General features: G+C 51.1%; 21 protein-coding genes and 2 pseudogenes. 11 read left to right on the plus strand and 12 right to left on the minus strand.

Annotation, left to right across the window (positions count from 1 at the left end; genetic code table 11):
• Positions 1 to 10 precede the first annotated feature (10 nt).
• From C5F52_RS28385 to C5F52_RS28430, 10 genes are all read left to right on the plus strand, one after another.
• On the plus strand, positions 11 to 940 hold the full coding sequence (locus tag C5F52_RS28385) for a hypothetical protein (RefSeq protein WP_104801732.1): 930 nt from the start codon (positions 11 to 13) through the stop codon (positions 938 to 940).
• Positions 941 to 953: 13 nt separating this feature from the next.
• On the plus strand, positions 954 to 3476 hold the full coding sequence (locus C5F52_RS28390; RefSeq protein WP_104801733.1) for an Hsp70 family protein: 2523 nt from the start codon (positions 954 to 956) through the stop codon (positions 3474 to 3476).
• 7 nt (positions 3477 to 3483) lie between these two features.
• Positions 3484 to 5241 (plus strand): AAA family ATPase, encoded by a 1758-nt coding sequence (locus C5F52_RS28395; RefSeq protein ID WP_104801734.1) that lies wholly within the window; start codon positions 3484 to 3486, stop codon positions 5239 to 5241.
• An 11-nt stretch (positions 5242 to 5252) separates the two neighbouring features.
• On the plus strand, positions 5253 to 6494 hold the full coding sequence (locus C5F52_RS28400) for a hypothetical protein (protein ID WP_104801735.1): 1242 nt from the start codon (positions 5253 to 5255) through the stop codon (positions 6492 to 6494).
• A gap of 13 nt (positions 6495 to 6507) precedes the next feature.
• Entirely contained in the window at positions 6508 to 7008 is a 501-nt protein-coding gene (locus C5F52_RS28405) for a hypothetical protein (protein ID WP_104801736.1), read from the plus strand.
• Positions 7005 to 7586: a hypothetical protein gene (locus C5F52_RS28410; protein WP_104801737.1), complete on the plus strand. Its 582-nt coding sequence runs from the start codon at positions 7005 to 7007 to the stop codon at positions 7584 to 7586. The genes C5F52_RS28405 and C5F52_RS28410 overlap by 4 nt, the downstream gene beginning before the upstream one ends.
• Before the next feature lie 6 nt (positions 7587 to 7592).
• The gene (locus C5F52_RS28415) at positions 7593 to 8111 is read left to right on the plus strand and encodes a thermonuclease family protein (RefSeq protein WP_104801738.1); all 519 of its coding nucleotides are present in this window, start codon (positions 7593 to 7595) and stop codon (positions 8109 to 8111) included.
• Positions 8108 to 8944, plus strand: coding sequence for a hypothetical protein (locus C5F52_RS28420; protein ID WP_104801739.1), 837 nt, complete (start codon positions 8108 to 8110; stop codon positions 8942 to 8944). Before C5F52_RS28415 ends, C5F52_RS28420 begins: the two co-directional genes overlap by 4 nt.
• 24 nt (positions 8945 to 8968) lie before the next feature.
• Entirely contained in the window at positions 8969 to 10132 is a 1164-nt protein-coding gene (locus C5F52_RS28425) for a PIN domain-containing protein (protein WP_104801740.1), read from the plus strand.
• Between the two features lie 69 nt (positions 10133 to 10201).
• Positions 10202 to 10768: an HD domain-containing protein gene (locus C5F52_RS28430; protein WP_104801741.1), complete on the plus strand. Its 567-nt coding sequence runs from the start codon at positions 10202 to 10204 to the stop codon at positions 10766 to 10768.
• Position 10769: 1 nt separating this feature from the next.
• Here the strand turns inward: C5F52_RS28430 and C5F52_RS28435 are convergent, their stop codons facing one another.
• The 10 genes from C5F52_RS28435 to C5F52_RS28480 all read right to left on the minus strand — a co-directional run bounded on the left by C5F52_RS28435 (position 10770) and on the right by C5F52_RS28480 (position 19696).
• Positions 10770 to 11555 carry a hypothetical protein gene (locus C5F52_RS28435; RefSeq protein WP_146100190.1) on the minus strand — a complete coding sequence of 262 codons (786 nt, stop codon included), beginning with the start codon at positions 11553 to 11555 and terminating at the stop codon, positions 10770 to 10772.
• Between the two features lie 93 nt (positions 11556 to 11648).
• Positions 11649 to 12872, minus strand: a complete 1224-nt coding sequence (locus C5F52_RS28440; RefSeq protein ID WP_104801743.1) for an AAA family ATPase — start codon at positions 12870 to 12872, stop codon at positions 11649 to 11651.
• A complete protein-coding gene (locus C5F52_RS28445; RefSeq protein ID WP_104801744.1) occupies positions 12869 to 13801 on the minus strand; it encodes a toprim domain-containing protein in 933 nt (310 codons plus the stop codon). The genes C5F52_RS28440 and C5F52_RS28445 overlap by 4 nt, the downstream gene beginning before the upstream one ends.
• Before the next feature lie 298 nt (positions 13802 to 14099).
• Entirely contained in the window at positions 14100 to 14807 is a 708-nt protein-coding gene (locus tag C5F52_RS28450) for a hypothetical protein (protein ID WP_146100191.1), read from the minus strand.
• Between the two features lie 407 nt (positions 14808 to 15214).
• Positions 15215 to 16255 (minus strand): DMT family transporter, encoded by a 1041-nt coding sequence (locus C5F52_RS28455; protein ID WP_104801746.1) that lies wholly within the window; start codon positions 16253 to 16255, stop codon positions 15215 to 15217.
• A gap of 6 nt (positions 16256 to 16261) precedes the next feature.
• Positions 16262 to 16714, minus strand: coding sequence for a chromate resistance protein ChrB domain-containing protein (locus C5F52_RS28460; protein ID WP_104801747.1), 453 nt, complete (start codon positions 16712 to 16714; stop codon positions 16262 to 16264).
• A gap of 33 nt (positions 16715 to 16747) precedes the next feature.
• Positions 16748 to 17137: a hypothetical protein gene (locus tag C5F52_RS28465; RefSeq protein ID WP_104801748.1), complete on the minus strand. Its 390-nt coding sequence runs from the start codon at positions 17135 to 17137 to the stop codon at positions 16748 to 16750.
• Positions 17134 to 17583 carry a cytochrome c gene (locus C5F52_RS28470; RefSeq protein ID WP_161499782.1) on the minus strand — a complete coding sequence of 150 codons (450 nt, stop codon included), beginning with the start codon at positions 17581 to 17583 and terminating at the stop codon, positions 17134 to 17136. Before C5F52_RS28470 ends, C5F52_RS28465 begins: the two co-directional genes overlap by 4 nt.
• Positions 17583 to 18752 carry a chromate transporter gene (locus C5F52_RS28475; RefSeq protein ID WP_104801750.1) on the minus strand — a complete coding sequence of 390 codons (1170 nt, stop codon included), beginning with the start codon at positions 18750 to 18752 and terminating at the stop codon, positions 17583 to 17585. Before C5F52_RS28475 ends, C5F52_RS28470 begins: the two co-directional genes overlap by 1 nt.
• Positions 18749 to 19696, minus strand: coding sequence for a chromate resistance protein ChrB domain-containing protein (locus C5F52_RS28480; RefSeq protein ID WP_104801751.1), 948 nt, complete (start codon positions 19694 to 19696; stop codon positions 18749 to 18751). Before C5F52_RS28480 ends, C5F52_RS28475 begins: the two co-directional genes overlap by 4 nt.
• 402 nt (positions 19697 to 20098) lie before the next feature.
• Here C5F52_RS28480 and C5F52_RS28485 point away from each other — a divergent pair, with 402 nt between their 5' ends.
• Positions 20099 to 21220, plus strand: a complete 1122-nt coding sequence (locus tag C5F52_RS28485; protein ID WP_104801752.1) for an AAA family ATPase — start codon at positions 20099 to 20101, stop codon at positions 21218 to 21220.
• Positions 21221 to 21301: 81 nt separating this feature from the next.
• Here the strand turns inward: C5F52_RS28485 and istA are convergent.
• Together istA and C5F52_RS28495 are read right to left on the minus strand one after the other, a co-directional pair.
• A pseudogene (istA, locus tag C5F52_RS28490) lies at positions 21302 to 22378 on the minus strand (IS21 family transposase); the annotation flags it as partial.
• A gap of 104 nt (positions 22379 to 22482) precedes the next feature.
• Positions 22483 to 22770 (minus strand): annotated as a pseudogene (locus C5F52_RS28495) (FGGY family carbohydrate kinase); the annotation flags it as partial.
• Positions 22771 to 22798: the final 28 nt, after the last annotated feature.

Genomic DNA, 22798 nt, shown 5'->3' on the forward strand with positions numbered 1-22798 from the left:
AAGGAGCGATATGAATAAAAAAATGACCATAGCCTTGATGCTTGCCGCTGCAAGCAGCTTGATTTGGGCCGATGAGGCAGTAGACCAGTTCAAAGCACAACTTCAAAAAGTTGAGAAGCGTGTTGACGGTCTCGAAAAAGGAGCGAAGCAGGCTCAAGACGCAACAGTCGAGCTCAAGAAGCAACTTGGCGAGCTCTCTGCCAGCGGAAAACTCCAGCAGCAAAAGTTGAACGAGATGAGCTCAAAGATTGCCGCGCTTGAGGGCAAGCAGACAGCCTTGGGTGGATCGCTGGATCAGTTGAGTCGGGATACTGAGCAAAAGACCCAGACCATCGACGAAACCATCACAACGCGTTCGAAGTGGTATGGCGCTGCAATTGCTGCCCTTCTACTGTTGCTGGGTGGGTGCTACTGGTATCTGCGTCGTCGTAATGACGCCAGTCAACAATCGTTGTCCGCTCAAGTAAAGAGTGCCATTGATACTGTCCGCTCTACGGAAGAGAAGATAGCGAAGTCCGACACGGCACTGGCGGACTCGTTGTTTGAAATTCTGAACAAGTTGAAGGTGCAGGAGATAAGCGCGGTGGCCAATGGTCAGGCAAAACCAGCAGAGGCAGATCATCACTTGCCTTTGAAGCTTGCCGATGAAATCCATCGGATGCGCAAACGTCTCGCCTCACTTCCCGAAGACACCAAGGGACTGACGCCGCTGCAAAAGTCTCTAGAGCGACTGGAGTCTGAACTGGCTGAGCAAGGTTACGAGATCGTTGACCATACAGGCATGGCCTACACGGAGAACTTGTCCGTAAAGGCTCGCTTTGTCCCGAGTGACGACCTTGGGCCAGACCAAAAAATCATCAGCAAGGTGGTTGTGCCTCAGGTTAACTACCGGGGTGTGATGATCAGAATGGCTGACATTGAAGTAAGCATTGGATCTTGAGTGAGGAATTGAAATGAGACAAAAAATTGATTACGGCATTGACTTGGGCACTACGAATTCCGCTATTGCGCGGATGGATGCAGGTGAAGCCCTCATCATCAAGAGCGATGACAACCAAATGGACACAACGCCGTCCTGCGTCTCTTTCAACAAGAAAAAGACGATGTTCGTAGGACAGAACGCCAAGAATGCAATTGAGGGCGAAGCCTCATCCGCATTCCGCGCCCGTCGTCAAGCACCAAGTAATGGCTACCATGAGTTCAAAAGAACCATGGGTACTGACCACAATTATGAGTCTGTGTACATGGAGCGCAGCTACACGTCGGAAGACCTGTCAGCCGAGGTTCTGAAGAAGCTCCGTGGCTACATCCGTGACGAGGAAGTCGGCTCGGTTGTGATCACAGTTCCGGCCATGTTCAAGCAGAACCAAATTGATGCAACTCAGCGTGCGGCAGAGTTGGCTGGTTTCAAATACTGCGAGCTTCTGCAAGAACCAATTGCGGCATCCATTGCTTATGGAATCAAGGCCAGCAGCAATAGCGGCCATTGGCTGGTATTTGACTTCGGTGGTGGCACCTTTGATGCCGCACTGATGCACGTCGACGATGGGATCATGAAGGTAGTCGACACAGAGGGGGACAACCATCTCGGCGGCAAGAACATTGATTCAGCGATTGTTGATCAGTTGTTTGTTCCCGAAATCGCAAAGCAGTGCGAAATTGATGGCATCTTGGATGACGAACTCAGTAAAAAATTGCTGCAGGATGCACTTAAGCGCTACGCCGAACAGGCCAAGATTGCCCTGTCGTCGAAAAGTTCATGGGATCACTTCCTAGAGGACTTCGGTTCAGACGACGAGGGCGAAGAGATGCAGGTCGATCTGGCCATCTCACTAGAGCAATATGAAAAGGTCTGTGGTCCGCTGTTCCAGAAAGCTATCGATATCTGCAAACATCTTCTGGAACGGAACAAATTGACTGGAAATAATCTGAGCTCGATCGTTTTGGTTGGTGGACCAACTTTTTCGCAGACTCTGCGTCGGATGCTGAAGGAACAGATTTCCAGTCGGATCGATACGACAGTTGACCCAATGACGGCTGTCGCCAAGGGAGCGGCGCTTTTTGCTTCGACAAAGAATATTCCAAGCGATCTACAAAAGCGCGATACCAGCAAAGCACAGCTCACGCTCAAGTACCCCGAAACGACCGTTGAAACCCATGAGAACCTTGGGATCCGGGTTGACCGTAACAAATCTACAGCCAACCTGCCGTCCTCCTTTTCCTTTGAAATCATTCGTGCTGACCGTGGCTGGTCGAGCGGCAAGGTTGAGATGGATGGCGACACTGAGATCGTCGAGGTCGTTCTCAATGATGGAAAAGCCAACCAGTTCGACATCAAACTCTTTGGTCCTGACGGTTCGATCATCCCGTGTGAGCCAAGCTCAATCACTATCATTCACGGTTTGAAGATTGCCAACCCCACTTTGCCTTACTCCATTGGTCTAGAGGTGTACAACACCTTGGACGGTAAGCAGGGCGTGTATGAATTCAAAGGTCTGAAGAAGAACAACACGCTGCCTGCCAAAGGCAAAGGTACATACAAGACAGCCAAAGACATCCGACCTGGAAATCGCTCTGACAAATTTACGGTCCAGTTCTATGAGTTCTCCTATGGCGATGAAGGCTCTCGGGCGATCTTGAATGACCTTTACGGAGGAGCAACTGTGACTGGCGAACAGTTGCCCGCCATGCTCCCCGCGCAAAGCGAAGTTGAACTCACTCTGAGCATTGACGCATCTCGCCGTGCTTCGTTGTCTATTTACATCCCAACGCTGGATGAAACGATCGACTTGCAGTTTGAGAGCAGCACGCTGAAGTCGGAAGACGTGGCTGACCTCTTGGCGGACGTCGAGCAAGCGCGTGGGGTTGCGGAAAAGCTGGAGTCAGGTGAGAAATCTGCCGATATATCTGAGTTCAAGAACGACCTGAATGAAGTCGAACGGTTGCTCAATAACCGAGGCAACGATGTCGATATAAAGGTCATGGCGCGGCAGAAGCTGCAGAAGACATTCATTGCATTAGACAAGATCGAGTCCACAAACAGGTGGCCAGAGTTGGAGGCCGAATTGGACTCAGCAATGGAGTACCTGCTGGTCAACGATGAACGCTACGGAAACGAAAAATCGCAGCCGCTCATTGCGGACTATCAAAAACGCGTTCGTCACGCTAAGTCCGAGAAAAACTACAACGCTGGAAAGCAACTGCTCGACGAGATTCACGCCTTCTCCTTTGCCTTGATAGGTCAAGACATCGGTCTGTGGATGAGCTGGATCAAGGAGTACGACCAAGATTTCGAGTCCACTGAATGGACCGATAAGCGCGAGGCTCGCCGAGTACTCAATGATGCGAAGTCCATGATCGCCACTAATCCTTCGAAGTCGAAGGTTGAAGAAGCGGTTCGAACCCTGTGGTCTTTGATGACCAAAGAGAAGCGTGAAGCTGCTCAGCGTGCAAGTGATGACATCTTGCGCCAATGAGGCATAAATGAAAAAGCGCGGCACCCTCGCCAGAGGACAAGTCATCGACGGAACCTACGAAGTCCTCTTCTACATCGGCGAAGGGGCTTTTGGGGAGGTGTACCGCGTTCAACACAAATACTTGGGTGTTCAGGTCTTCAAGCTGTTTAAAGAAGACTTCGAAAAGTCAGTCGATATCGAGGAAATATCTCGCGAAGCGAGAGTTCTTTCCAAGGTCACACATCCAAATGTGGTCCGGGTCTTTGAGTGCAACTCGTTCCAGCTTGATGCAAAGACCAGGCATTTCCTCACGATGGGGTTCGTGTCTGGTGAGACGCACACGCAACTTCTGGCCCGGCGAATCAACCTGTCGCGTGCTGAGGCAGTCAATATCATGATTGACGTTCTCGAGGGGTTGGATCACGTCCACTCGATGGAGCCTCCAATCATTCACCGAGACATCAACCCAGACAACATCCTGCTGTCTTATGACGGCGTTACTCCTCGTGGTCTGCTGTCAGATTTCGGTTTGGCGCAGCCTCTCGACACTGACGAGCACTTGCCAGGCGCTGCAGGTCGTTATCCCTACATGGCTCCCGAGTGTTTCTGGGGCACGTATATCCTGTCCAGCGACGTATTCTCCGCCGGTGTGACCTTGTATCGTGCAGTCACAGGCATTCACCCATGGCAGTACGAAATCGAGTGGGAAGATACAGACCCCGAAGATGTCGTCACGGAAATTTCTAGAGCTCGCAAGCAGGCCCCTCGTGCGGCATCCTTTCATCTGGAAGATGAAGATGATCGACTGGACGAGATCTTGTTCAAAGCGATTGAGCGCGACTTAGAGAAACGATATCGCAATGCAGGGGAGTTCTTGGCGGCATTGAAGAATTGGCGCGATGGTGTTGTGGAAGATCTGCCTAAAAGATTGCGAGACACCACAAGTTCGGAGCTTCCGAATAAGGACTACTCAGCGAAGAGCCAAGGCAAAGGCTTCGACCTCATTGCAGGCATGCATGAGCTCAAGGAGACCTTGTACCAAGACATCATTCGACCTTTGTCCGAGCCAGAACTCTACAAAGAGTATGGAGTTTCGCCACCCAACGGCATGCTGCTGTATGGCCCTCCAGGATGCGGCAAGACCTACATCGCTCAGAAGCTGGCTGAGGAAATTGGATATCACTACATCGAAGTAAAACCTTCTGACTTGGCCAGCACCTACATCCATGGGACGCAGGAGAAGATTGGCAAGATGTTCAAGGAGGCCGCAGAGAAAGCCCCGACGCTCATCTTCATCGATGAGGTGGATGCAGTCCTGCCCAATCGAGATGGCCGCATTGATCAGCACGTATCGTCAGAAGTGAATGAATTCCTTGCACAGATGACAAACTGTGCGGATAAGGGAATTTTTATTGTGGCTGCGACTAACCGCCCTGAAAACATCGATCCAGCGATCATGAGAACTGGGCGTATCGACAAGGTTGTTTACCTTTCTCCGCCAGATGTTTTTGCTCGGCAGGAGATGTTGCGGCTCTATCTGAGGAACAGGCCTGTAGATGAGGATATTGACCTCACTAGCCTGGCTGGACTCATGGATGGATATGTCTCAAGCGACATCAAGTTCCTGGTCAATGAGGCTTCACGTCTGGCCCTTAAAGACCGGGTCAAGATCTCGAACGCGCAATTCGAGTCTGTACTCAAACAACACCAACCCTCGATTTCACGTGAGCAAGTTCGTTCATACGAGAAATTCCGAGACAAGCGCACCTTCTCATCGGAAGACTGAGGTGAGGCCGCATGGACTTGGTGCTGAGAAACCCGTTTCGCGTACTTGGACTTCCCGTCACGGCCAGTAGTCGTGAAATTGCCAAACGTGTTTCAGATCTTGAGATGTTTGCCGAGTTAGGCAAAGACAAGACCTACCCACACGACTTCCCCGATCTAGGTGTCCTTGATCGCTCTATGGAGGCGATCAAGGATGCGGCGCGTCGCATTGAACTTCCGGAAATGCGAGTCTTCCACTCATTTTTCTGGTTTCGTGACGGTGACACGGTTGATGAGCTTGCCTTTGAGTGTCTAACTAATTTCGAGCTACTTGAGACGGACGGTGTATGGACCAAACAGTTCGAGAAGCACACTGGAATCGGGAAAGTCTCTTGGAGAATAAATCGGGGTGTCTTTTCCATCTGGATGACGGGCGACTTAGAGGACTCGGGTACTGTTTACTTTGAGCAGGCATTACAGGATATCGCCTTTGCTTCAGAAGACCTTTACGACGAAGCCACTGCATCAATACCGGGCGCATCTCAGGTTTCGCCTCAAAGAGTACGAGATCTGATAGCAGATGCATTGATCGAGATAGCTGTCAGATCCTGTGAGCAGGTCTATGGCCCCAATGCCATTCGGATGACTGAACACTGCTTGTACTTCCATGACCAAACTCTTGAGTACATCGCCGAAAAGATCACCAAACCACTGACCAATGCGGTTCAAGATGCTGTTGATCGTAGCAAGGCGAAGCGCAATGAAGGCACATCCATAGATGACCTACGTCGAAAAAATGGGCTGTCTAAAGTTGAGCACATCATCTATGAGCTCAGAGCCTCTCTAGGCGAGAGTGACCCCAACTTTCAGGCGGTTGCGAATAGCTTTGCTGATGAAGTCATTGCTTGCGCAATCAATGCGATCAACAGCCATAAGGCTGTCCCCACTGCCCTTGTACTTGCCGAGTGGGCTGCAGAACTCCCCTCATATGGTCAGACGCGCAAATGGCTCTTAGAGCAACGTGGAAAGATCTTCACCTGGGATCCTGACTACGTGTCAGAAGACGACCCAGATGAAGGCCTGGCTGACATCGAGGCCGATCTGGAATCCGATGAGGAAGAGGAGGAAATAGAACAGCCACCTCCTCCAAAGAGGATCCCGACGGGGACAACGACTTGCCCACGTTGCTCCAAGCGATTCGAACCCGACGAAGTAGTTGAGTACACCGATTTTGGCGTGCGATGCCCTCATTGCAGCCAGTCCATTGTTTTGTGAGGAGCTAATAAAAATGACAGCCCAAATTTCAGAAAAGCTTCTCTTTGAAGGCGAAAAGCATGCGATGTGTACGAATCCTTTGGGGGACTACTCTGCGCTGGGCGGTGAGTTGCCGCGATTTGCGTCCAACTGCACAGCCCTCTGGCGTGGTTATGTGGGCACCTGGGAAATCGTCAACGATAGGCTGTACCTGATTGAGCTCAACGGAGAGCTTGAGTCTGGCCAAGATGCTGATCTCGAGACAGTATTCCCAGGATACGGCCAACGCGTATTCGCGCATTGGTATTCAGGAGTCATCCGGTTGCCTCAGGGAAAAATGCTTGAGTACATCCATATGGGCTATGGCAGTACTTACGAGCGTGATCTGTTGCTCGAATTCGAAAAAGGAGTGCTGATTTCTCGTCATGTGAAAGTCAATGGTGTCGCTGAGGATGTAGATGCCAAAGAGGGCTACAGCAATGGAGCCATGACGGTCTTCTCACGTGAAGGTCGCGAGAAAGGGGATCAGTCATGATCTACCTCTACTGGTATCTCGGCGTCGGAGCCGTGACTCTTGTGATCATGTACGGGGCACACAAATGGAATTCCAGGTCTGAATCAGATGGCCTTAAGGACATCCTAGATGCGATGAATCCAGAGCGAAAGAGGCTTTCATATCGAATCATCAACAACTGTCTCGTACCCGTTTTGGCCGCTGTGCTGGTTCTTTTTGTATGGCCAGTCGCCATTTACATGAAGATAAAAGACATGCTGGACAAGGGATCAAGTGGTGGCTACGAGGAGAAGGTATTCAAGGTACTCAAGGCTGATTTGCAAACGCAGAAATCGATCGAGCAGATTGAATCGTCGGAAATCGTTTCAGATCCACTTTCGGCAGTTCCGTCGCTTCCGTTTGGGCATTTGAATAAGTGCTGGGTAGATTTGACTTCCCAGTTGCTACCCGGGGATGAGCTTTGGTCCTTCAAGACTACGTGGGATGGAAACTGGGGGCGAAAAGAAATCCGGAGCGGCTACACCATCGTGCGAGAGGGAGCGCCTGACGCATACATCTTGACTGCTCGGATCCCCATTGAAAAAGATGGCGAGGAATAGGTCGTGATGAATTTTTTGCGCTCAATTCGACAAGCCCTGATCGGCGTAGCGCTGATTTGGACCTCACTGACTGTAATGAGCGCAGAGATCACTGGTCGTGTCGTCGGTGTTTCCGATGGAGACACCATCACCGTTCTCGTCGACGGGCATGACAGCGTCAAGGTACGGCTTCTAGGAATTGATGCCCCGGAAAAAGCACAGCCATTTGGGGCGGTTTCCAAGAGACATCTTTCCGATCATGTCTTTGGGAAGACTGTGACCGTTGAGACAACCAAGAAGGATCGATACGGTCGGGTTCTTGGTAGGGTGCTTGTCAATGGAGCTGATGTCTGTCTTGAGCAGATTCGAGCAGGGTTGGCCTGGCACTACAAGCAATACGCGAATGAACAGCCAGAGGGGCTAAGGCTGTCATATGCAGATGCAGAGCAGCAGGCACGACAGGGGAAATTAGGGCTATGGGGTGTTCCGAGTCAGATCCCACCGTGGGAATTTAGGCACCCTGAACGAACAAGGGGAGAGAAATGAAAGCATTCATCATCGTCATCATCGTGTCCGCCATCATTGGTGGCTTTGTCGGCGGAGAGTTGACTGATCGAACATTTCTACTGACGGGTGCAGTAATTGGGGCGATAGGGGTCGGCGGCACCCTGTTTGGCTTGGGTTGGTTTTTCACCAGGCAGGATGCGAAAAAACGTTCGGCAGCATTTGATTCTTTTCTGGCATCAAAAAAGAGGATGCAGTCGCCAACGCCAGTACCTCAGGTTCAGAAGCCGACGCACCAAGATCCGCTCTTTCGTGCAACGTCGTTCGTTCGAAATGCTGGGAATCGTTTCGATAGCTACTGCTCAAAGAACGGCTTCGGACAGCTTTTTGCCAATCCCGGTCCCTTCTTCGCTTGGAGCATCCTTTGGCTTGCACTTCGAAAAGCGGGATGCAATGACCAGCGACTAAAGGCGATCACTGTTGAAGGTCTCAATAAAGTGCTGGCGGTGAACAACAACTTGACCATGGGAGTGGTCAACAGCAGCCTGAAGGAGAAAGCTGGTGGCTCGGGGCCGGGGCTTGCTGAAATGAATAAGTTGTTGGGGATCGATATGGACCGGATGTTCAATGACTCGAACAAAGTTTTCGTCGATCGACTCTCTGCGGCGATTGAGGCTTCTTTGCAAAGAGAGTTGTCCGGCAAAGAAAACGTGTTTGTCCCGATTCTTGATGTTCTGATGAGCAGAAATGGCCCGTCCGGATCGAAGTTCGATCATATGTCTGACAGCGAGTTCGAGCTCATATTCGCCGATCAGTGCAAGGACGTTTATACGACTGGCTCAAACATGGCTGCTGCAATCTTGCGGGATTCATAAATCCAACGGAGGAGATAAGCAAGTATGCCAAGTGGTTTGCCAAGTGCACAAGCGTTGTTAGAAGACAAGACTGTCGCTTTTTTTTCGATTGATACGGACATCATTCAAGGCTTGGGCTTCAAGTTTTCTGAGGGTGCGTTGCGAGCATTGCCTCTTCAAAGGCCCTCTTGGCTGACTATCCAGCAGACTGAAGTTGTCGAGAGGGAAGTCCACGCACACCGAATGGATCCAGTGACTAAGACTGTTAAGGAACTGAACTCTGCGATTTCGAGTTTGCAGCGGCACACAAGGCAGGATTTCACTTCTGTCAACGCTCAAATTGAAGGCATGAATCCCGAAGCTGTAGCCGCTCGAAATTTCTCCAATGAGTTCAAGACCTTTGTCGCAGGGCTTGGTGGAAGCGTTCTGCCCATCGATGGACCAAATTTGGCGCGACAGATGTTTGATCGCTATTTCCAAGAAGTGGCGCCTTTTGAAGCCAGAAAAAAGTCCGAATTTCCCGATGCTGCCGCGCTTTTGACGCTGGAAAACTATGCGATGGCTACCCAAAAGCAGGGCATCGTGATCTCAAAGGATGGCGGATGGGCAGATTTCGCCAAGGACAGTGACTGGATCTACTGTGTGAAATCGTTGGATGAATTTGTCGCGCTGTTCAAGTCCGCCAATCCGGTGGCAACAGGTGTGACTGCGAAAGTCAGTACGGAGCTATCAAATACCACCAGCAGTCTTTCTACATTGGTGCAGGCCGCAGTTGAAAACCATGTTGCTGGTGCCTATTGGAATGCAGGTGATGTTTGGACGGGTTTCTGTCACCGTGTTGAGGCAGAGGTGGATCAAGCGCACTACGTCGGTCACCAGATGGACCTGACTGAAATTGGGACATGGTTGGTGGATCATGACCCTACCATTTGCATCATCGAGGTCAGAGCGAAAGTTCAGGTTTCTGTGGACGTGAATGTTGAATTTTTTATATACGACACCATCGACCATGAAGAGCTAAATTTTGGCTCTATAGAAGTATCTCGCGATCATGAAGTGGAAGTGGATCTGTTCATCACCTTGCGCGGCGATCTTGAAAACGCGGCAATTGATGATCTAGACCCGTCCATTGAGCTTGCTGGTGGCGAGTATGACGTTGAGGTCGGGGAAGTAGATCCAGACTTTAGCGAGGAGCCATATGACAACTGAGTGCGCTCCCATGGCATCAACGAACCGTAAAGCTAAGGCGCAGCCTTTGGGTACGACAAGGATGAAAAAATGCTGACTGAACGAATTTCACAAGCGCTCGCACTAGCTGTTGAGGCGCACACTGGACAAAAGCGGAAAGGGACTGACATTCCCTATGTCGCGCACCCCATGGGGGTCGCATCGATTGCACTTGATCACGGGGCTGATGAGGACCAAGCGATGGCGGCGCTGCTTCACGATGCCATCGAGGATGGTGGTGCCAAATATGCCAAGTTGATCCGTGACAAATTTGGTGATCGCGTGGCCGATATTGTCGAAGGGTGTACAGATGGCATTCCTGATGCCAGCGGCAAGAAAGCGCCTTGGAAGATTCGCAAAGAGCAATATCTCGAACATCTGAAGGACGCCACAGACGATGTGCTGTTGGTGAGTGGATCTGACAAACTGCACAACGCACGTGCAATTGTTGAAGACCTCCTGCGCATAGGTTCTGCGGTCTACGAACGATTCACAGCGAGTCAAGAACAGACTCTCTGGTACTACGAATCTTTGGCGAAGGTGTTTTCCGAGCGTGGCACCCCGGTGGCAGCATCTTTGAATGACACGGTTCGAAGGATGAGAGAGCTTTCTCGATGATCTAGCCTTCGAGTGTGAGTTTTTTGAACTCCTCTGCTCGCAGAATCTGATCGAGGACCTTTTGAAATTGATCCTCGTAGACTTCATCGCTGCTGTCTGCGAAGTGCCTCAAGACTTGGCTTGCTTTGTCCCACGCATCTCTCTTAACGAGAATGACTTCTTGGTACCTCGTCTCATCCGGGATGATGGCGTGTAGGTAAATTTCAGGGGTACCAGGTTCAAAATTTGCCCAATAGTCAAGGACCGCGTCGGGCACCTGGACTGTGCGCAGTCCTTCTCCCTCCAGTGACATGACCCGCATCTTTGCTGCTGGTGTCGGTAGATCGTCTGGGATGTCCAATATCCTGCACATCGGTCGGAGTGGTCCGGCTGCAGATGATTCATCCAGTTTTCTCAGGTTAAAGGCACCTTGGTAAATGAAGTCAAGCAGTTCGGAGAGGACTGCTCCTTCCGGGCCAAGCGTTTCTGCTCCTTGTTTTCCAACAGCCCTAAGAGACTCTCTCGAGAATCTTCTGGCCTGCTGATCGTCGAAATGGCTGGGCAACTGGTTCAGAAGTTGGAGGTCAATGAAGTTCGCTTTGTGCTGGGTTTCTGAGGGAAATTTCCACCCGTTTTCCAGAGCGACAGAAACAAGTACAGCAAGCACGGCTCCATTGACTTGCTGCGCTTCGCCCTTGCGACTCAGTTCCCAGGTGAATTTGGAAACAGCATCTTCGACCATGATGTTGTTATTTGTGCCGTCGAAATGTATGCTGGAACTGTTGGTTAGATTTTTTTTTCGATCCATAAGCGTTTTCGTCTTGTCTCTGGTTCATTTTCCATGATGTTGGTTCCAAGGGAAATCTGCTGCCAAAATGTAAGTCACGGTCTTGGCAGTTTGCTAATCCAATAGTTCATTTAATCCTTCCGCCGTTACTGTCCACTTTCCTTCTGCTTCGTAAATCCAGTTGCAGTCTTGGATTGCTGCAAACAATCTTGTCGCAGACATATCCTTTGCGCTAGTCGAAACTCCAGTCAAAAGTGCTGCTGAAGCGGCTCTCTTCTTCCATTCTGCTTTAGACAAAGTTGTCGGACATACCTCTCCTGTGCATGTGTCAGTGTTGAAAAAAAGTTCAAGTCCACGTCGCTTGCGAACCCACGCAGTGGGTACAGGAGGTGCTAGATTGGCAAGAGTTAGCACGCCGCCTGAGCCTCTTTCGATCCAACGCGGTTGCATCTCTTCATAAGAGAGTGAATTAGCCTTGGTAACTTGCATGCGAACATACCGAAATCTAAACTCTTCTGGGATTCGGAAGTCTCTTGCTTCTCGTTCAGTCATCACACGCATTAGTATTTCAAGTCGAAAAGCATCTGTAATTGCACCACTTCCCCTACTTGAGTGAGAAGTGATCTCTTGTCTGCTCTGGATAGACTTTGCTGCATGCGATATCACTAAGACGGCCGCCCTTGAAGTAATAGCAATTCGTTCAACGGCGTTAGCGAGATCTCGTTGGGCCATCTCGTCAAGTTCGCGCCCCCGCGACAGTGCAATAGCCGGATCAAGTCCAATCAGTCGAACGTCACCGAGACTACTCACAAATGCAAGTAATTTTTCAAGTCTTTCAGATGCATCGTTTTCATTCACGATTACGCAATCCATGCCGGCTGCTGCAAATACATGCAGTCGTTTTTGAGCAAGAGTGATTTCGTCATCCGTTAGGTTCATACCTTGAAAAATAGCGTCCAGGCTTCGATGGGCATCTTCTGAAGTGTCTTCAGCAAGAATCAAAACAGCTTTCCCTGGCGTTGGAACTGACAAACCAAGAAAATCTCGACCAATTGCGACGGCAATCGCCATTTGTTTGAGAAGCATCGATTTAGATGACGCACCGACTCCCGTAACCAAAGTAGCGCGCCCGGCAGGAATGATTGGCGACAAAACATAGTCCACATTTTTTTGAGCTACTCGTCGAGTTTCGCGTAGATCAATCGGCATGCCTAACCATTCCAGAGGAGGCGTAATCGTGGCGTTGCTGTTGAGCGTTGATGCATCTTTCGTATCTAAATGTTTCGTTAATTGTGAAAACGAATCCATTAGACCTGTTGGAGTGGTTTTTTGCATCATTTTTGTCTCCGTGTATCTTGGAATTGGTGTTTCATCTTGATGAAGTTCGATCGCCCCATAGCGCCCAAAAAGTCTTCATTGAAATCATCCAGTGTTGGAAGTAAGACTACTCCGATAGGGTCTAGTTTTTGAGCCGCATCATTCGCTGCTTTAATTCCGCTTTCGTCTTTGTCAGCGAAGAACCAAACTTTCTGCTCTGGTCGCACAAAGTTTTTGACTGCTGAAAGATTTCCAGCGCCAAAAGTGATCAACACCGGTACTCCACCAAGCGCCATGTGCACTGATACGCCGGTTGCCCAACCCTCTGCAACACACAAAACTGGACTCGAATCTGGGTTGCCGAGCATGAGTCCGTTACCAGATTTTTTCGTCCCATCTATGCAGAACTTGTTTCCTTGATCATCAATGTATTCCATCCCTCGGAACACATATTCCGAATCGTGAATTGGCAGCACGATGGATTTCAATGTTGTTTCATAACGTGCCCCTAGCGGAAGAATTCCTTTCTTTACAAGGTAAGGATGAAACGGAGGTACATCAACACAATGTGAGAACACGCGCAGGATATCGTCACGATTGGCCGCTTCTTTTGCATCTTGCGCGTCTTCCACGAAGTTGTGTTCAATTCGAAATGGCTTTACTGTCGTCATTTGAATCATCAACTTTCGACGCAACCAGCGAGCTGCTTCGACAAAATTTTCAGCATGCCCCATGGCAATGACTAAATCGATCATTGATCCGCCAATGGGTGAGCAACTACAGATAAAACGTTCTTTCTGAACATCTACACGAAATGATGGTCGATGATCGTCATGGCACGGAATTGGGCAGTGAATGTGGCGAAACCGTGAGCGCTGATCAATTCCCAATGCATCAAGGATCTCATCTGTACGCCCAGCGATGTCTTTAAAAATGTCTACCTTTCTCATCTGTCTCTCCTTTTTATTGCATGGCCAAGATGCACTTGCACAAGGTCCATTTCTATGTAATCGCTGACCTTTTGCCGTTTTTAAGGGGGAGGGGGAAAATATTTTTTAACGAAGTCCTCTGCCCATAGATGACTGTTGCTGTGCCAATTGATTGCGAAGTTCAATGTGGGTTTGGCAGTTCCAAAGATCTGCTGGATGTATGTGGTCTTTACCCCATAAATCAGTATGTCGTTTGTGTGGCTGATTTTGGGCAGGCATGGTTGCACTGCGGAATTGCTCCGCAGTGCTCGCGTTAGATTTATTCCATTTCGCCACGTAAAGCGAAGATGTGATGGACTCTATAGCTCAGAACTTTGTATTGTTTGAGCATGGATGGGACGGTGAACCCTTCAAGTTCCCAAAAAGGCTGAGTGATTCGTTGTAATCGATGGGTTCTTCGGTCGTTGAAGAATCCAAGTTCAGCTACGTACATGTCTGTGTTTTTTGACTTATACACATCACAGTAACCGACGCGTTCATTCTGATGGTCAACAAACAAGCGACGAGTCAACTCATCCTCATGCGGCAAGAGTGCATGGAACAGGCGATCAATTCCTTCGCCCGAGGGGGCAAACTCACGATCTTCGGGATAACCGAATTCTGAGTCGCGAGTGTGGCGACTCATGTCCCAACCATTCAAATACCATCTCATGGCGTCTTCCTGAATTCTTAACGCTGGCACAGTTGGTCCAGGACTTAGGCTCCAGCATGAGCCAGCAGCATCCCAACTCATTTGTCCTTCATAAACATCTCCCTTCAGTAGTGGGAACATCACTAAGAAATCTTCGCGAGCTAGAAAAACTTGTTCATCATCATCATTTGATTTGATTTGAAAGATCTTTTGCACTGCAAATGCGGGTGATCGTGGATTCGGCTTATACGCAGATAGTGCCTCGTCTATCGCAATCATTTCGATGCCTGCACTATCACCCCAGTTGACAGCGGCGAGTGTGTGTTTGCTTTTCATCTCTACTCCTATTGATGGCCTGAACGCACTACGCGCTAGGTCCATTAGGATGAAATCGCTGACTTTGAATTTTTATTAAGGGGTCTAGTAATCTTTTTTTCGATTTAGCTAAAGAGCCAGGCGATGCCCTCCAACAACAACACACCTAATAGGTGTGTTGTTGTTGGAGGGCAGATCGGGTCTTCAGGAAGAAGAGGGGGGCGGAATTCCGTTGCAAGCCGGTATGTGATGACGCTAATTAAAGACGGCTTCAGGCTGGGAGCAGACATTCAATCGTCGCAAGTGACTGGCCGCAGCCGACCCTTAGCTGTCATCGGGAACTCAGCTAAGCAGACACTCTTGGACTTAGGCAATTGATCAAAGCGGACGTTGACTGTCCTCAAAAACCTAGGCCATCAGACGGTGCATCAATGCGAATGCTGATGATGAATGTCAGGATAGTGCGGATGCTTGTGAGTGAGCGATGAATGTCGATGCAAATGGGCATGTGGCTCTGTCAAATCCAGACTCGCGTTGTGTTGATGTTGATGATGCTCGTCATGTGTATGCGCATGTGAGTGTTCAAGTGGCTCGTGCGTGTGCTCATGCTCGTGAGTCTCGGTCAGATGAAGCCATAAACCCAGGGCCATAAGTGCTGAGGCCAGCCAAAACGAGGCTGTTGCAGTTTCCCCGAGGAACAGCAATGAAACAGCAGAACCAATGAACGGTGAGGTTGAGAAGTAAGCCCCCGTGCGAGCAGTCCCTAATCCTCTCAAGGCCAAGACGAAGAACACCAGGCTGATGCCGTACCCCAGCAAGCCCACAGTCATCGCCAGCAAAGAGGTCTGAACTGCGGGAAAGCTGGCCCCCATCCCCAGGGCGACGACGCAGTTCACCAATCCGGCCAATAAACCTTTTGAACTGGCAATGAACACCGCGTCAGAGGCCGACACCTTGCGGGTTAGGTTGTTGTCAATGGCCCAACACAGGCATGCGATGGCAATGGCAGCAAGACCAACAAGGGAGGAGCTGCCAGCGCCTCCAGGCTGCGAAGAAAGCACCGCCCCTCCAACCACGATGGCGAGCATGCCTAAGACGATGCGCTTGTCGGCGTTCTCTTTGAACACCACCCATGCCAAGACTGCGGTCAGCACCGACTCCAGATTGAGCATCAAAGAAGCAGCCGATCCTGATACCGTCGTCAGGCCATACATCAAGGCCACGGGACCTAAGACACCCCCAAAGAAGATGGCTCCAAGGAGCCAAGGCCAGTCACCAGCCTGTAGTCCTGATGGGTTCCAAGCCTTGTCACGCAGCATTCGGAATAGCCCCAACCCAACACCACTTCCCAGATAGAGCAGGCCACCGAGTAGGACAGGCGAAACATCGCCCACCAGCAGTTTGGCCAGCGGTGTGCTGGCACCGAACAAAACGGCGGCAGCAATGGCAAAGATAACGCTCTGATTCACGGGAGATTACATTTTGGGAGGCCAGTTGTGGGATTCACCTTGGCAGTGGCAACACCACGCATACAGCGCATCGTACATAACCAAGCCGTGCTTGAGCATTTCGTGGTCGTCTTTGAAGACTTCAGACAGACCCAGTGAGATGGCATACAAGCCTGGAGACTGGGGCGTTAAATCCAGTCGTGAGGTGTCCGCACCGCGCACGATTCCAGCCAACTGCTTGAGCGCGGGTTGCTCCAGTTTGTACGCCAACAAAAAGGCATCGAAGCTGCACCGCTCGCCCACATGAGAAAACGCCACACCCGGAATGTCATAGGGTGTGGCCCCAGTTTCACTGGACAGGCGCAGCACATCCGTGGCGGGAACGTAGAGAAATTCGGCGTCCTTGTCGATGAATCGCGTGATCAGCCATGGGCAGGCAATTCGGTCGATCTTGGGGCGCTCGCGTGTGATCCATTTCATGATCAAACCTCCTGATTACTGACCGACACAGGGTCAATGGATTGGCTGGCTTGGCTCAAGGTCAAGCAGGTTCCCCCGGAACACCAAGCCTCCACGGTCCAACATGTTGATGTCGCGACCATTGGCGTGAACTTCAAAACATTCGGTGAACCGTCGAGGCTTTTCCCGATGGAGGCAGAGCAGTTTCTTTTCGACCGCCCAAGTGCCTCGCACATCCTTGGCCATTTCGACACCGCTGAGAGAGCCATTGGTCTGGAATCGGTAGCTGTAATGGAATCCATCTCCAAGCACTTTGCCCTTGAACAAGTCCTCAATTTCAGACGATCCCAATGCTTTCCAGCCCGGCAATGGCTTGGTGGCCCAAGTCACTGAACAGACCATCAGCAAAAGCACGGCGATCCAGCGCGGGCGATACACGGTCATTCCTTGCGAAACGCCTTATGGCAGGTGTTGCAGGCATCCCGCATTGGACTAACGGCTGCCTTGAATCTTTTGAGATCACCGGACTCGGCGGCAACTGTCACCGCAGCCGATTTGACTTGCAGGTCGTTGGCATACCGCTTGAACTTCTCATCTTCAAACCAGATGTCATCTTTGGCGCGGGTCTCACCCCGTTCACTGCCCTCGACAAACCCCTCCCATGGCAGCTTGCTGAGCAATTCGACCGCTTTGGCATCTTGGGCCATCTGCTTGACATCGAACGGTCGGTTCCCCTCTACGGTCTGCACCATCCGATTCACATAGGTCGCCATCAAGGTGAACGCCGCCTTACGATGCTTAATGGCTTGCTCGATCTTGCGGTCTTGAGCGAAGCTGGTTTGGAGCAATAAAGCACCACTCAAGACCAACAGGTTAATTGCGGTTTTCATCAATGGCTCACCAGAGGATAGATGGCCAATCCGATCAGGGCAGCACCAATAACCAGTACCGGCTCGGGAATCTTCTTGAACTTCCATAGCAGTGCAGTGGCACTGAGGGCAAGCAGTGCGGTTGGGATGTCACTGATGGAGCGCTGCGCGATCACCACCACCGAGCCTGCAATGGCCCCGATGGCAGCTGCTGTGATGCCATCCACAAAGGCGATCACCGAGGGGTTCTTGCCCCACTTCTTGAAATGAGGTGCTGAAACGATGGTGATGAGGTAGCACGGCAGAAAAGTCGCTGCTGCGGCCATGGCCGCGCCGGGCAATCCTGCGACCAGGTAGCCGATGAAGCCCGTTGTGATGACCACCGGACCCGGTGTGATCATGGCCACGGCCACGGCATCGACAAACTGGCGGTCGGTCAACCAATGGTGCTCGGTCACAGTGCCCGCGTAGAGGAAGGGAACAATGGCCAGACCCGAACCAAAGACGAAGGTCCCGGCTTTCGCAAAGAACAGACCGATTTGCGTCAACAAGGCCGGATCAAGCACCACAGGAGCAAGCTGGGCGGCATCGACTGGGGGCACCAGACCCAGCCCCATGGCTTTGTTGCCGAAGGTGGGCTTGCAACGGATCACCCAGACCAGAAGCCCTGCTGCAATGAACAACCAAGCGATTTCAGACTGGGTGATGATGGTCACTGCGGCCAGCACACCAAAGATTGCCCACAGCAGTTTGTCCTTGCCGATGCTCTTGGTGGACAGTTTGTGTGCGCCAATGGCCATGATGCCCAGCACCGCAGCACCTACCCCATAAAACACTGCCTGCATCCAAGGCAAGCCGCCATAAGACACATAGGCCATGCCCAAACCTACAACCATGGCAAAAGATGGCAGCACAAAAGCAAAGCCAGCCACCGTTGCGCCAAGAATTCGGTGGTGCACATAGCCAAGATAGATGGCCAATTGGGCAGCCAGTGGTCCAGGTGCGATCTGTGCCAAGGCCAAGCCTTCCTTGTAGTCCGCCTCGGTGATCCAGTTGCGCTCTTCCACCAGGTCGCGGTGCATGAAACCCACCAGCGCCACTGGCCCACCAAAGCCTAGAGTTCCAAGTCTCAGGAAGTAAAGCGTCAGTTGCCAAAGAGAGTAAGGGGTCAGGTTCTTGGTATCGGTCATGCCTTCACTCCCTTGTTGGTGGGTTTCTGGAAAGTGGTCAGCAGACCATCGAAGATGGCACTGGCCAGCGTGAGCAATTGGTCGTCGTCGGTGATCGTGCTACTCAGGCCTTCAAGCGCGGCTTCCACGCCCACGGCTTCAGGGGGCTGCACGCCGCCCACATCCAGGTAGTGAACCAACAGGCCCAGACGTTGGAGCGCTGGCTCCATCAAGCCAAAGCTGGCAACAACAACCTCGAATGTCACCTTCGATCCGACATGTGAGAAAGTAGCCCCGTCGAAATCAAATCCCAAGGCGTCCTTGGGGCAGTCTTTGGGACTCTTGAGCCAAAGGATGCGTGCCTTGGGGTCAATGAAACGGCGGATCAACCAAGCGGTGGCCAGCCGGTCCATCCAAGGTTTGGCACGAGTGGCCCAAGTACGCCCTTGGTAGTCGGCAATGCTCAGCGAGGCAATGGCACCGACGGCGGCATGCGGCTCATCGGGAGAAATCAAGCGGGCACAGTCGCCTTCCAATTCGAGCAGCGCGGTTTCGGCCTGGGCCCGCTCCTGTCCGGGGAAGAAGTCAATCTGGCTGAGTTGATCGAAAGACTTGCGAAGCTTTCTGACTTGCTTGAGAACGTCTTGCACCGAAACAGGGGTCAGATCGCCTGCGGCTTTGGCAAGCTCAGCCAAAAGGGCGGCGTACTCTTCAGATCGGTTGAACAGGCTTTTGAAATTAGCCCCGGACGTCTCCACGGTGTCCAGCACCATGGCCGTTCCGCCACCCGACAACACATCTTGGGCGATGCCATCCAAAAGAGACCGATTGCCGAGCAAGTCAGGGAGCAAATAGACGCCATCACGCAGCACAGAGGCACCGGATGACTTGAGGGCCCGCCAGGCACGTTGACGCAGGGTGGCGTTTTCTGTGGGTAGGCTGGTGATGAAGCAGAGCCAATTCATAATGTAGATTATTCTACATTATGAATAAAACACTACAAACTTATATCATCCCCATCAGCAGAGAAGGGTTGCCCGGTTGCCTGGGTGGCTTCAGATGACCGCTATGTGGGAGCACATGGGCTGCGAATGACGGCCATCGGCAATCATCACGGCTGACCGCTTATGGCCGTATGCAGTTGGTCGAGCGGTAGACGCCTAAGACCGCTCCCGCTGCATAAGTGACGTTGCATACTTGTTTCAAAATCAAGGAATGATCGAAGTCAAGCGTATGCAGCGCTTGAAATTTATTTGCGATCATTAAGAGATTTCTAAGCGAATTCAATACGAATCACTCAAGAATTCTTGGTAGTTGTTTGACTGCTTTTTAGAAAATACATTGGATTCCATCAAGGAGATTTAAAGATGGAACCCAGCAGCTTCGGCAAATCAAATTCAAATACGCGCGTCTGCAAAATCCAAGAACAGTTGGAAAAAGATTTGAACGGAGTTCTTCAAACCGACATCAAAGAGCTGCGTAAATCCGGACGAATATTTGAAAATATTGTTGACTTAGATTCCGAGCGGCATGAGCTTTTTAAAATTTCTGAGTGGGTTAATCTTCGTAAAGCTATTTCAGGAAATGATCAGCTTGCGCGTAAAGTAACAGAGATCAAAGTTAGTGACTGTTTCCGTCAGCTTGTAAAAGCCTCGCCGACTCATATCCAAGCAGTGACGGCACTTTCTGAAAAATATAAAAACTTTTCAGAATTTCTTCTGGACTTTGTAGCTCCACAGATCCATCTGCAAGTCGTCACTGGCGAAACACTCAAGTTGCAGAATTTTTGCCTGATTGGTGAGCCGGGAATTGGGAAGTCTGCAATGCTTAATGAGCTTTCAGAAGCACTAGACATTACAGGTAGGATCTTCGATGCAAGTTCAATTCAGGCCTCTCATGTTTTGAATGGACTTTCTCGAAACTACACATCGGCTGATGTCGGATTGATTTTCAAGACCATGTTGCTTGAAGTAAATCCAAAAAATATGGAACCACGCCCTGCTAATGCTCTTTTTTGTGTCGATGAAGTGGAGAAGGTGGGCCGCACGGACCAACATGGCTCGGTTCTTGATCTGATGCTTGCTCTACTCGAAACCCAGACATCTCGACGTTTCACTGATGTGTGCTTTCCCGAATTGACTCTTAATTTAGAGCATCTGAACTGGTGCTTCACTGCTAATTCGACAAAAAACTTAAGCGCACCGCTGAGAAGTCGTGTTGTTGAAATTGAAATTCCTAATCCGACTGAAGATCAGTCTATTGAGATTGCCGGTTCGATTTACGCTGAAGAAATCAAAAGCTTGAAAGGGCGTGTACTGCAAGTCCCCGAGTTGGAGTACTCAGAGCTGGTAAAGCTCTCTGCATACTCTCCACGCAAGCAGAAGCAGTTGTTAAAACTTTCCATCGCGCGCGCGGTGCGAGACGGGCGTGGCTCTGTAGAAATTAAGGACAAGGCTCAAAAGACAACACAAAAGATGGGTTTTATTTAACTCAAAACTCGGACAGAAGTTTTGCAGTGACCTATTTAGAAAAGTAAAAAGCCCTTGGATGTCTCCAAGGGCTTCAGCAACTGCCATCACTAAGCGATCGGCGTACACACGCAAACTAATGGGCCGATTGGCAAACGTAGCTGGCACGCTGTAGCGGTTGCGATCGAAATGAACCAAGCACGTGGGCGATACGCGCTTGGTGTGCTCCACAAATCCGTCAAACGCCGAAGGCGCCGCCATGAGCGTGCCACGCTCTTGCTCCCACAGCTCTCGAATCGTGAACTCGCGTCGCTGCGGATGACGCAACTCAGACCAGAGTTCTATGCAACGCCTCTCCAGCCAGGCGTTGAGGGCGTCCAAGTTTTCAAACACGGGCGCGACTTGCCACAGACGATGCCTAGAGTCTTGAACGTTCTTCTCGATTTGGCCTTTTTCCCAACCCGATGCTGGGTTGCAGAACTCAGCCTCGAAGACGAAGTGATTGACCATGACTTGGAAGCGCATGTTCACGTCCCGAGCCTTACCCTTTTTGATCTTGTCGACAGCAGTTTTCATGTTGTCGAAGATGCCCCTCTGAGGTACACCACCAAGCACCCGGAATGCATGGTTATGAGCGTCGAAGAGCATTTCGTGGGTTTGCAGTGGGTAGGCCCGCAACAGAAATGCCCGGCTGTGCGCCAACTTAAATTGAGCCACCTGCAACTTCGTGCGTTCACCGCCAATCACAGCCCAGTCTTCGCTCCAGTCGAACTGGAAGGCCTCGCCAGGTGCAAATGTGAGAGGCACAAATGCCCCGCGCCCAGTTGTCTTGGCGGCTTCGTGTTGGTTTTGACGCCAATTACGAGCAAAGGCAGCGACTCGGTCATACGAGCCCTCAAACCCCAGCACCACCAGATCATTGAAGAGTTGGCGGGTGTTACGCCGCTGTTTACGGCCTTTCTTAACCTCGCTCTTGAGCCAGCCCTCTAGCTTTGGGGCAAAGGCATCGAGCTTATTGGCAACGGAGCGTGCCGGATATTTGGGCTCGACCACGCCGCTGGTTAGGTACTTGCGCACGGTGTTGCGCGATAAACCCGTTCGTCGGGATATTTCCCGAATGCTCATTCCATCTCTCAGGTGCCACCGCCTGATCACACTTAATAACGCCACGTTGATCACTCCTGTGCCTCCTGCTCAATGCTGAGCAGGACAGTTTGACTACGTGGGTCAAATTTGGATGCAAATACCTAGGTTTAGTGGCTCACTATTGGATGCAATTCAACAGTGTGCACGTTGAACAGCATGGTGCGTGACGCGTTGCTGACGTCGGTGGCATGCACGGCCCCGTTGGTCAGTCGCCAGATCAGCCAGCTGTCCACCGTGCCAAACGCCAGTTCTCCATTGGCGGCCTGTTGCCGGGCACCGACCACGTTGTCCAGTATCCATTTCAGCTTGGTGCCGGAGAAATAGGCATCCACCAGCAAGCCTGTTTTGGCCTGGATGGTGTCGGCCAGACCCCGCTCGCGCAGGGCTACGCAGGTGGGTTCGGCACGGCGGTCTTGCCAGACGATGACTCATGCATGGCTGCCAAGGCCCGTC

Source organism: Limnohabitans sp. TS-CS-82 (assembly GCF_002943475.1).

Bases quoted from the DNA above. Each gene is read 5' to 3' on its own strand.
- C5F52_RS28395 (WP_104801734.1), top strand. From the start codon at position 3,484: ATGAAAAAGCGCGGCACCCTCGCCAGAGGACAAGTCATCGACGGAACC.
- C5F52_RS28410 (WP_104801737.1), top strand. From the start codon at position 7,005: ATGATCTACCTCTACTGGTATCTCGGCGTCGGAGCCGTGACTCTTGTG.
- C5F52_RS28445 (WP_104801744.1), bottom strand. From the start codon at position 13,801: ATGAGAAAGGTAGACATTTTTAAAGACATCGCTGGGCGTACAGATGAG.
- C5F52_RS28475 (WP_104801750.1), bottom strand. From the start codon at position 18,752: ATGACCGATACCAAGAACCTGACCCCTTACTCTCTTTGGCAACTGACG.
- C5F52_RS28485 (WP_104801752.1), top strand. From the start codon at position 20,099: ATGGAACCCAGCAGCTTCGGCAAATCAAATTCAAATACGCGCGTCTGC.
- C5F52_RS28430 (WP_104801741.1), top strand. From the start codon at position 10,202: ATGCTGACTGAACGAATTTCACAAGCGCTCGCACTAGCTGTTGAGGCG.
- C5F52_RS28400 (WP_104801735.1), top strand. From the start codon at position 5,253: ATGGACTTGGTGCTGAGAAACCCGTTTCGCGTACTTGGACTTCCCGTC.
- C5F52_RS28470 (WP_161499782.1), bottom strand. From the start codon at position 17,583: ATGAAAACCGCAATTAACCTGTTGGTCTTGAGTGGTGCTTTATTGCTC.
- C5F52_RS28425 (WP_104801740.1), top strand. From the start codon at position 8,969: ATGCCAAGTGGTTTGCCAAGTGCACAAGCGTTGTTAGAAGACAAGACT.
- C5F52_RS28480 (WP_104801751.1), bottom strand. From the start codon at position 19,696: ATGAATTGGCTCTGCTTCATCACCAGCCTACCCACAGAAAACGCCACC.
- C5F52_RS28440 (WP_104801743.1), bottom strand. From the start codon at position 12,872: ATGATGCAAAAAACCACTCCAACAGGTCTAATGGATTCGTTTTCACAA.
- C5F52_RS28390 (WP_104801733.1), top strand. From the start codon at position 954: ATGAGACAAAAAATTGATTACGGCATTGACTTGGGCACTACGAATTCC.
- C5F52_RS28460 (WP_104801747.1), bottom strand. From the start codon at position 16,714: ATGAAATGGATCACACGCGAGCGCCCCAAGATCGACCGAATTGCCTGC.
- C5F52_RS28385 (WP_104801732.1), top strand. From the start codon at position 11: ATGAATAAAAAAATGACCATAGCCTTGATGCTTGCCGCTGCAAGCAGC.
- C5F52_RS28420 (WP_104801739.1), top strand. From the start codon at position 8,108: ATGAAAGCATTCATCATCGTCATCATCGTGTCCGCCATCATTGGTGGC.
- C5F52_RS28435 (WP_146100190.1), bottom strand. From the start codon at position 11,555: ATGGATCGAAAAAAAAATCTAACCAACAGTTCCAGCATACATTTCGAC.
- C5F52_RS28465 (WP_104801748.1), bottom strand. From the start codon at position 17,137: ATGACCGTGTATCGCCCGCGCTGGATCGCCGTGCTTTTGCTGATGGTC.
- C5F52_RS28405 (WP_104801736.1), top strand. From the start codon at position 6,508: ATGACAGCCCAAATTTCAGAAAAGCTTCTCTTTGAAGGCGAAAAGCAT.
- C5F52_RS28415 (WP_104801738.1), top strand. From the start codon at position 7,593: ATGAATTTTTTGCGCTCAATTCGACAAGCCCTGATCGGCGTAGCGCTG.
- C5F52_RS28450 (WP_146100191.1), bottom strand. From the start codon at position 14,807: ATGAAAAGCAAACACACACTCGCCGCTGTCAACTGGGGTGATAGTGCA.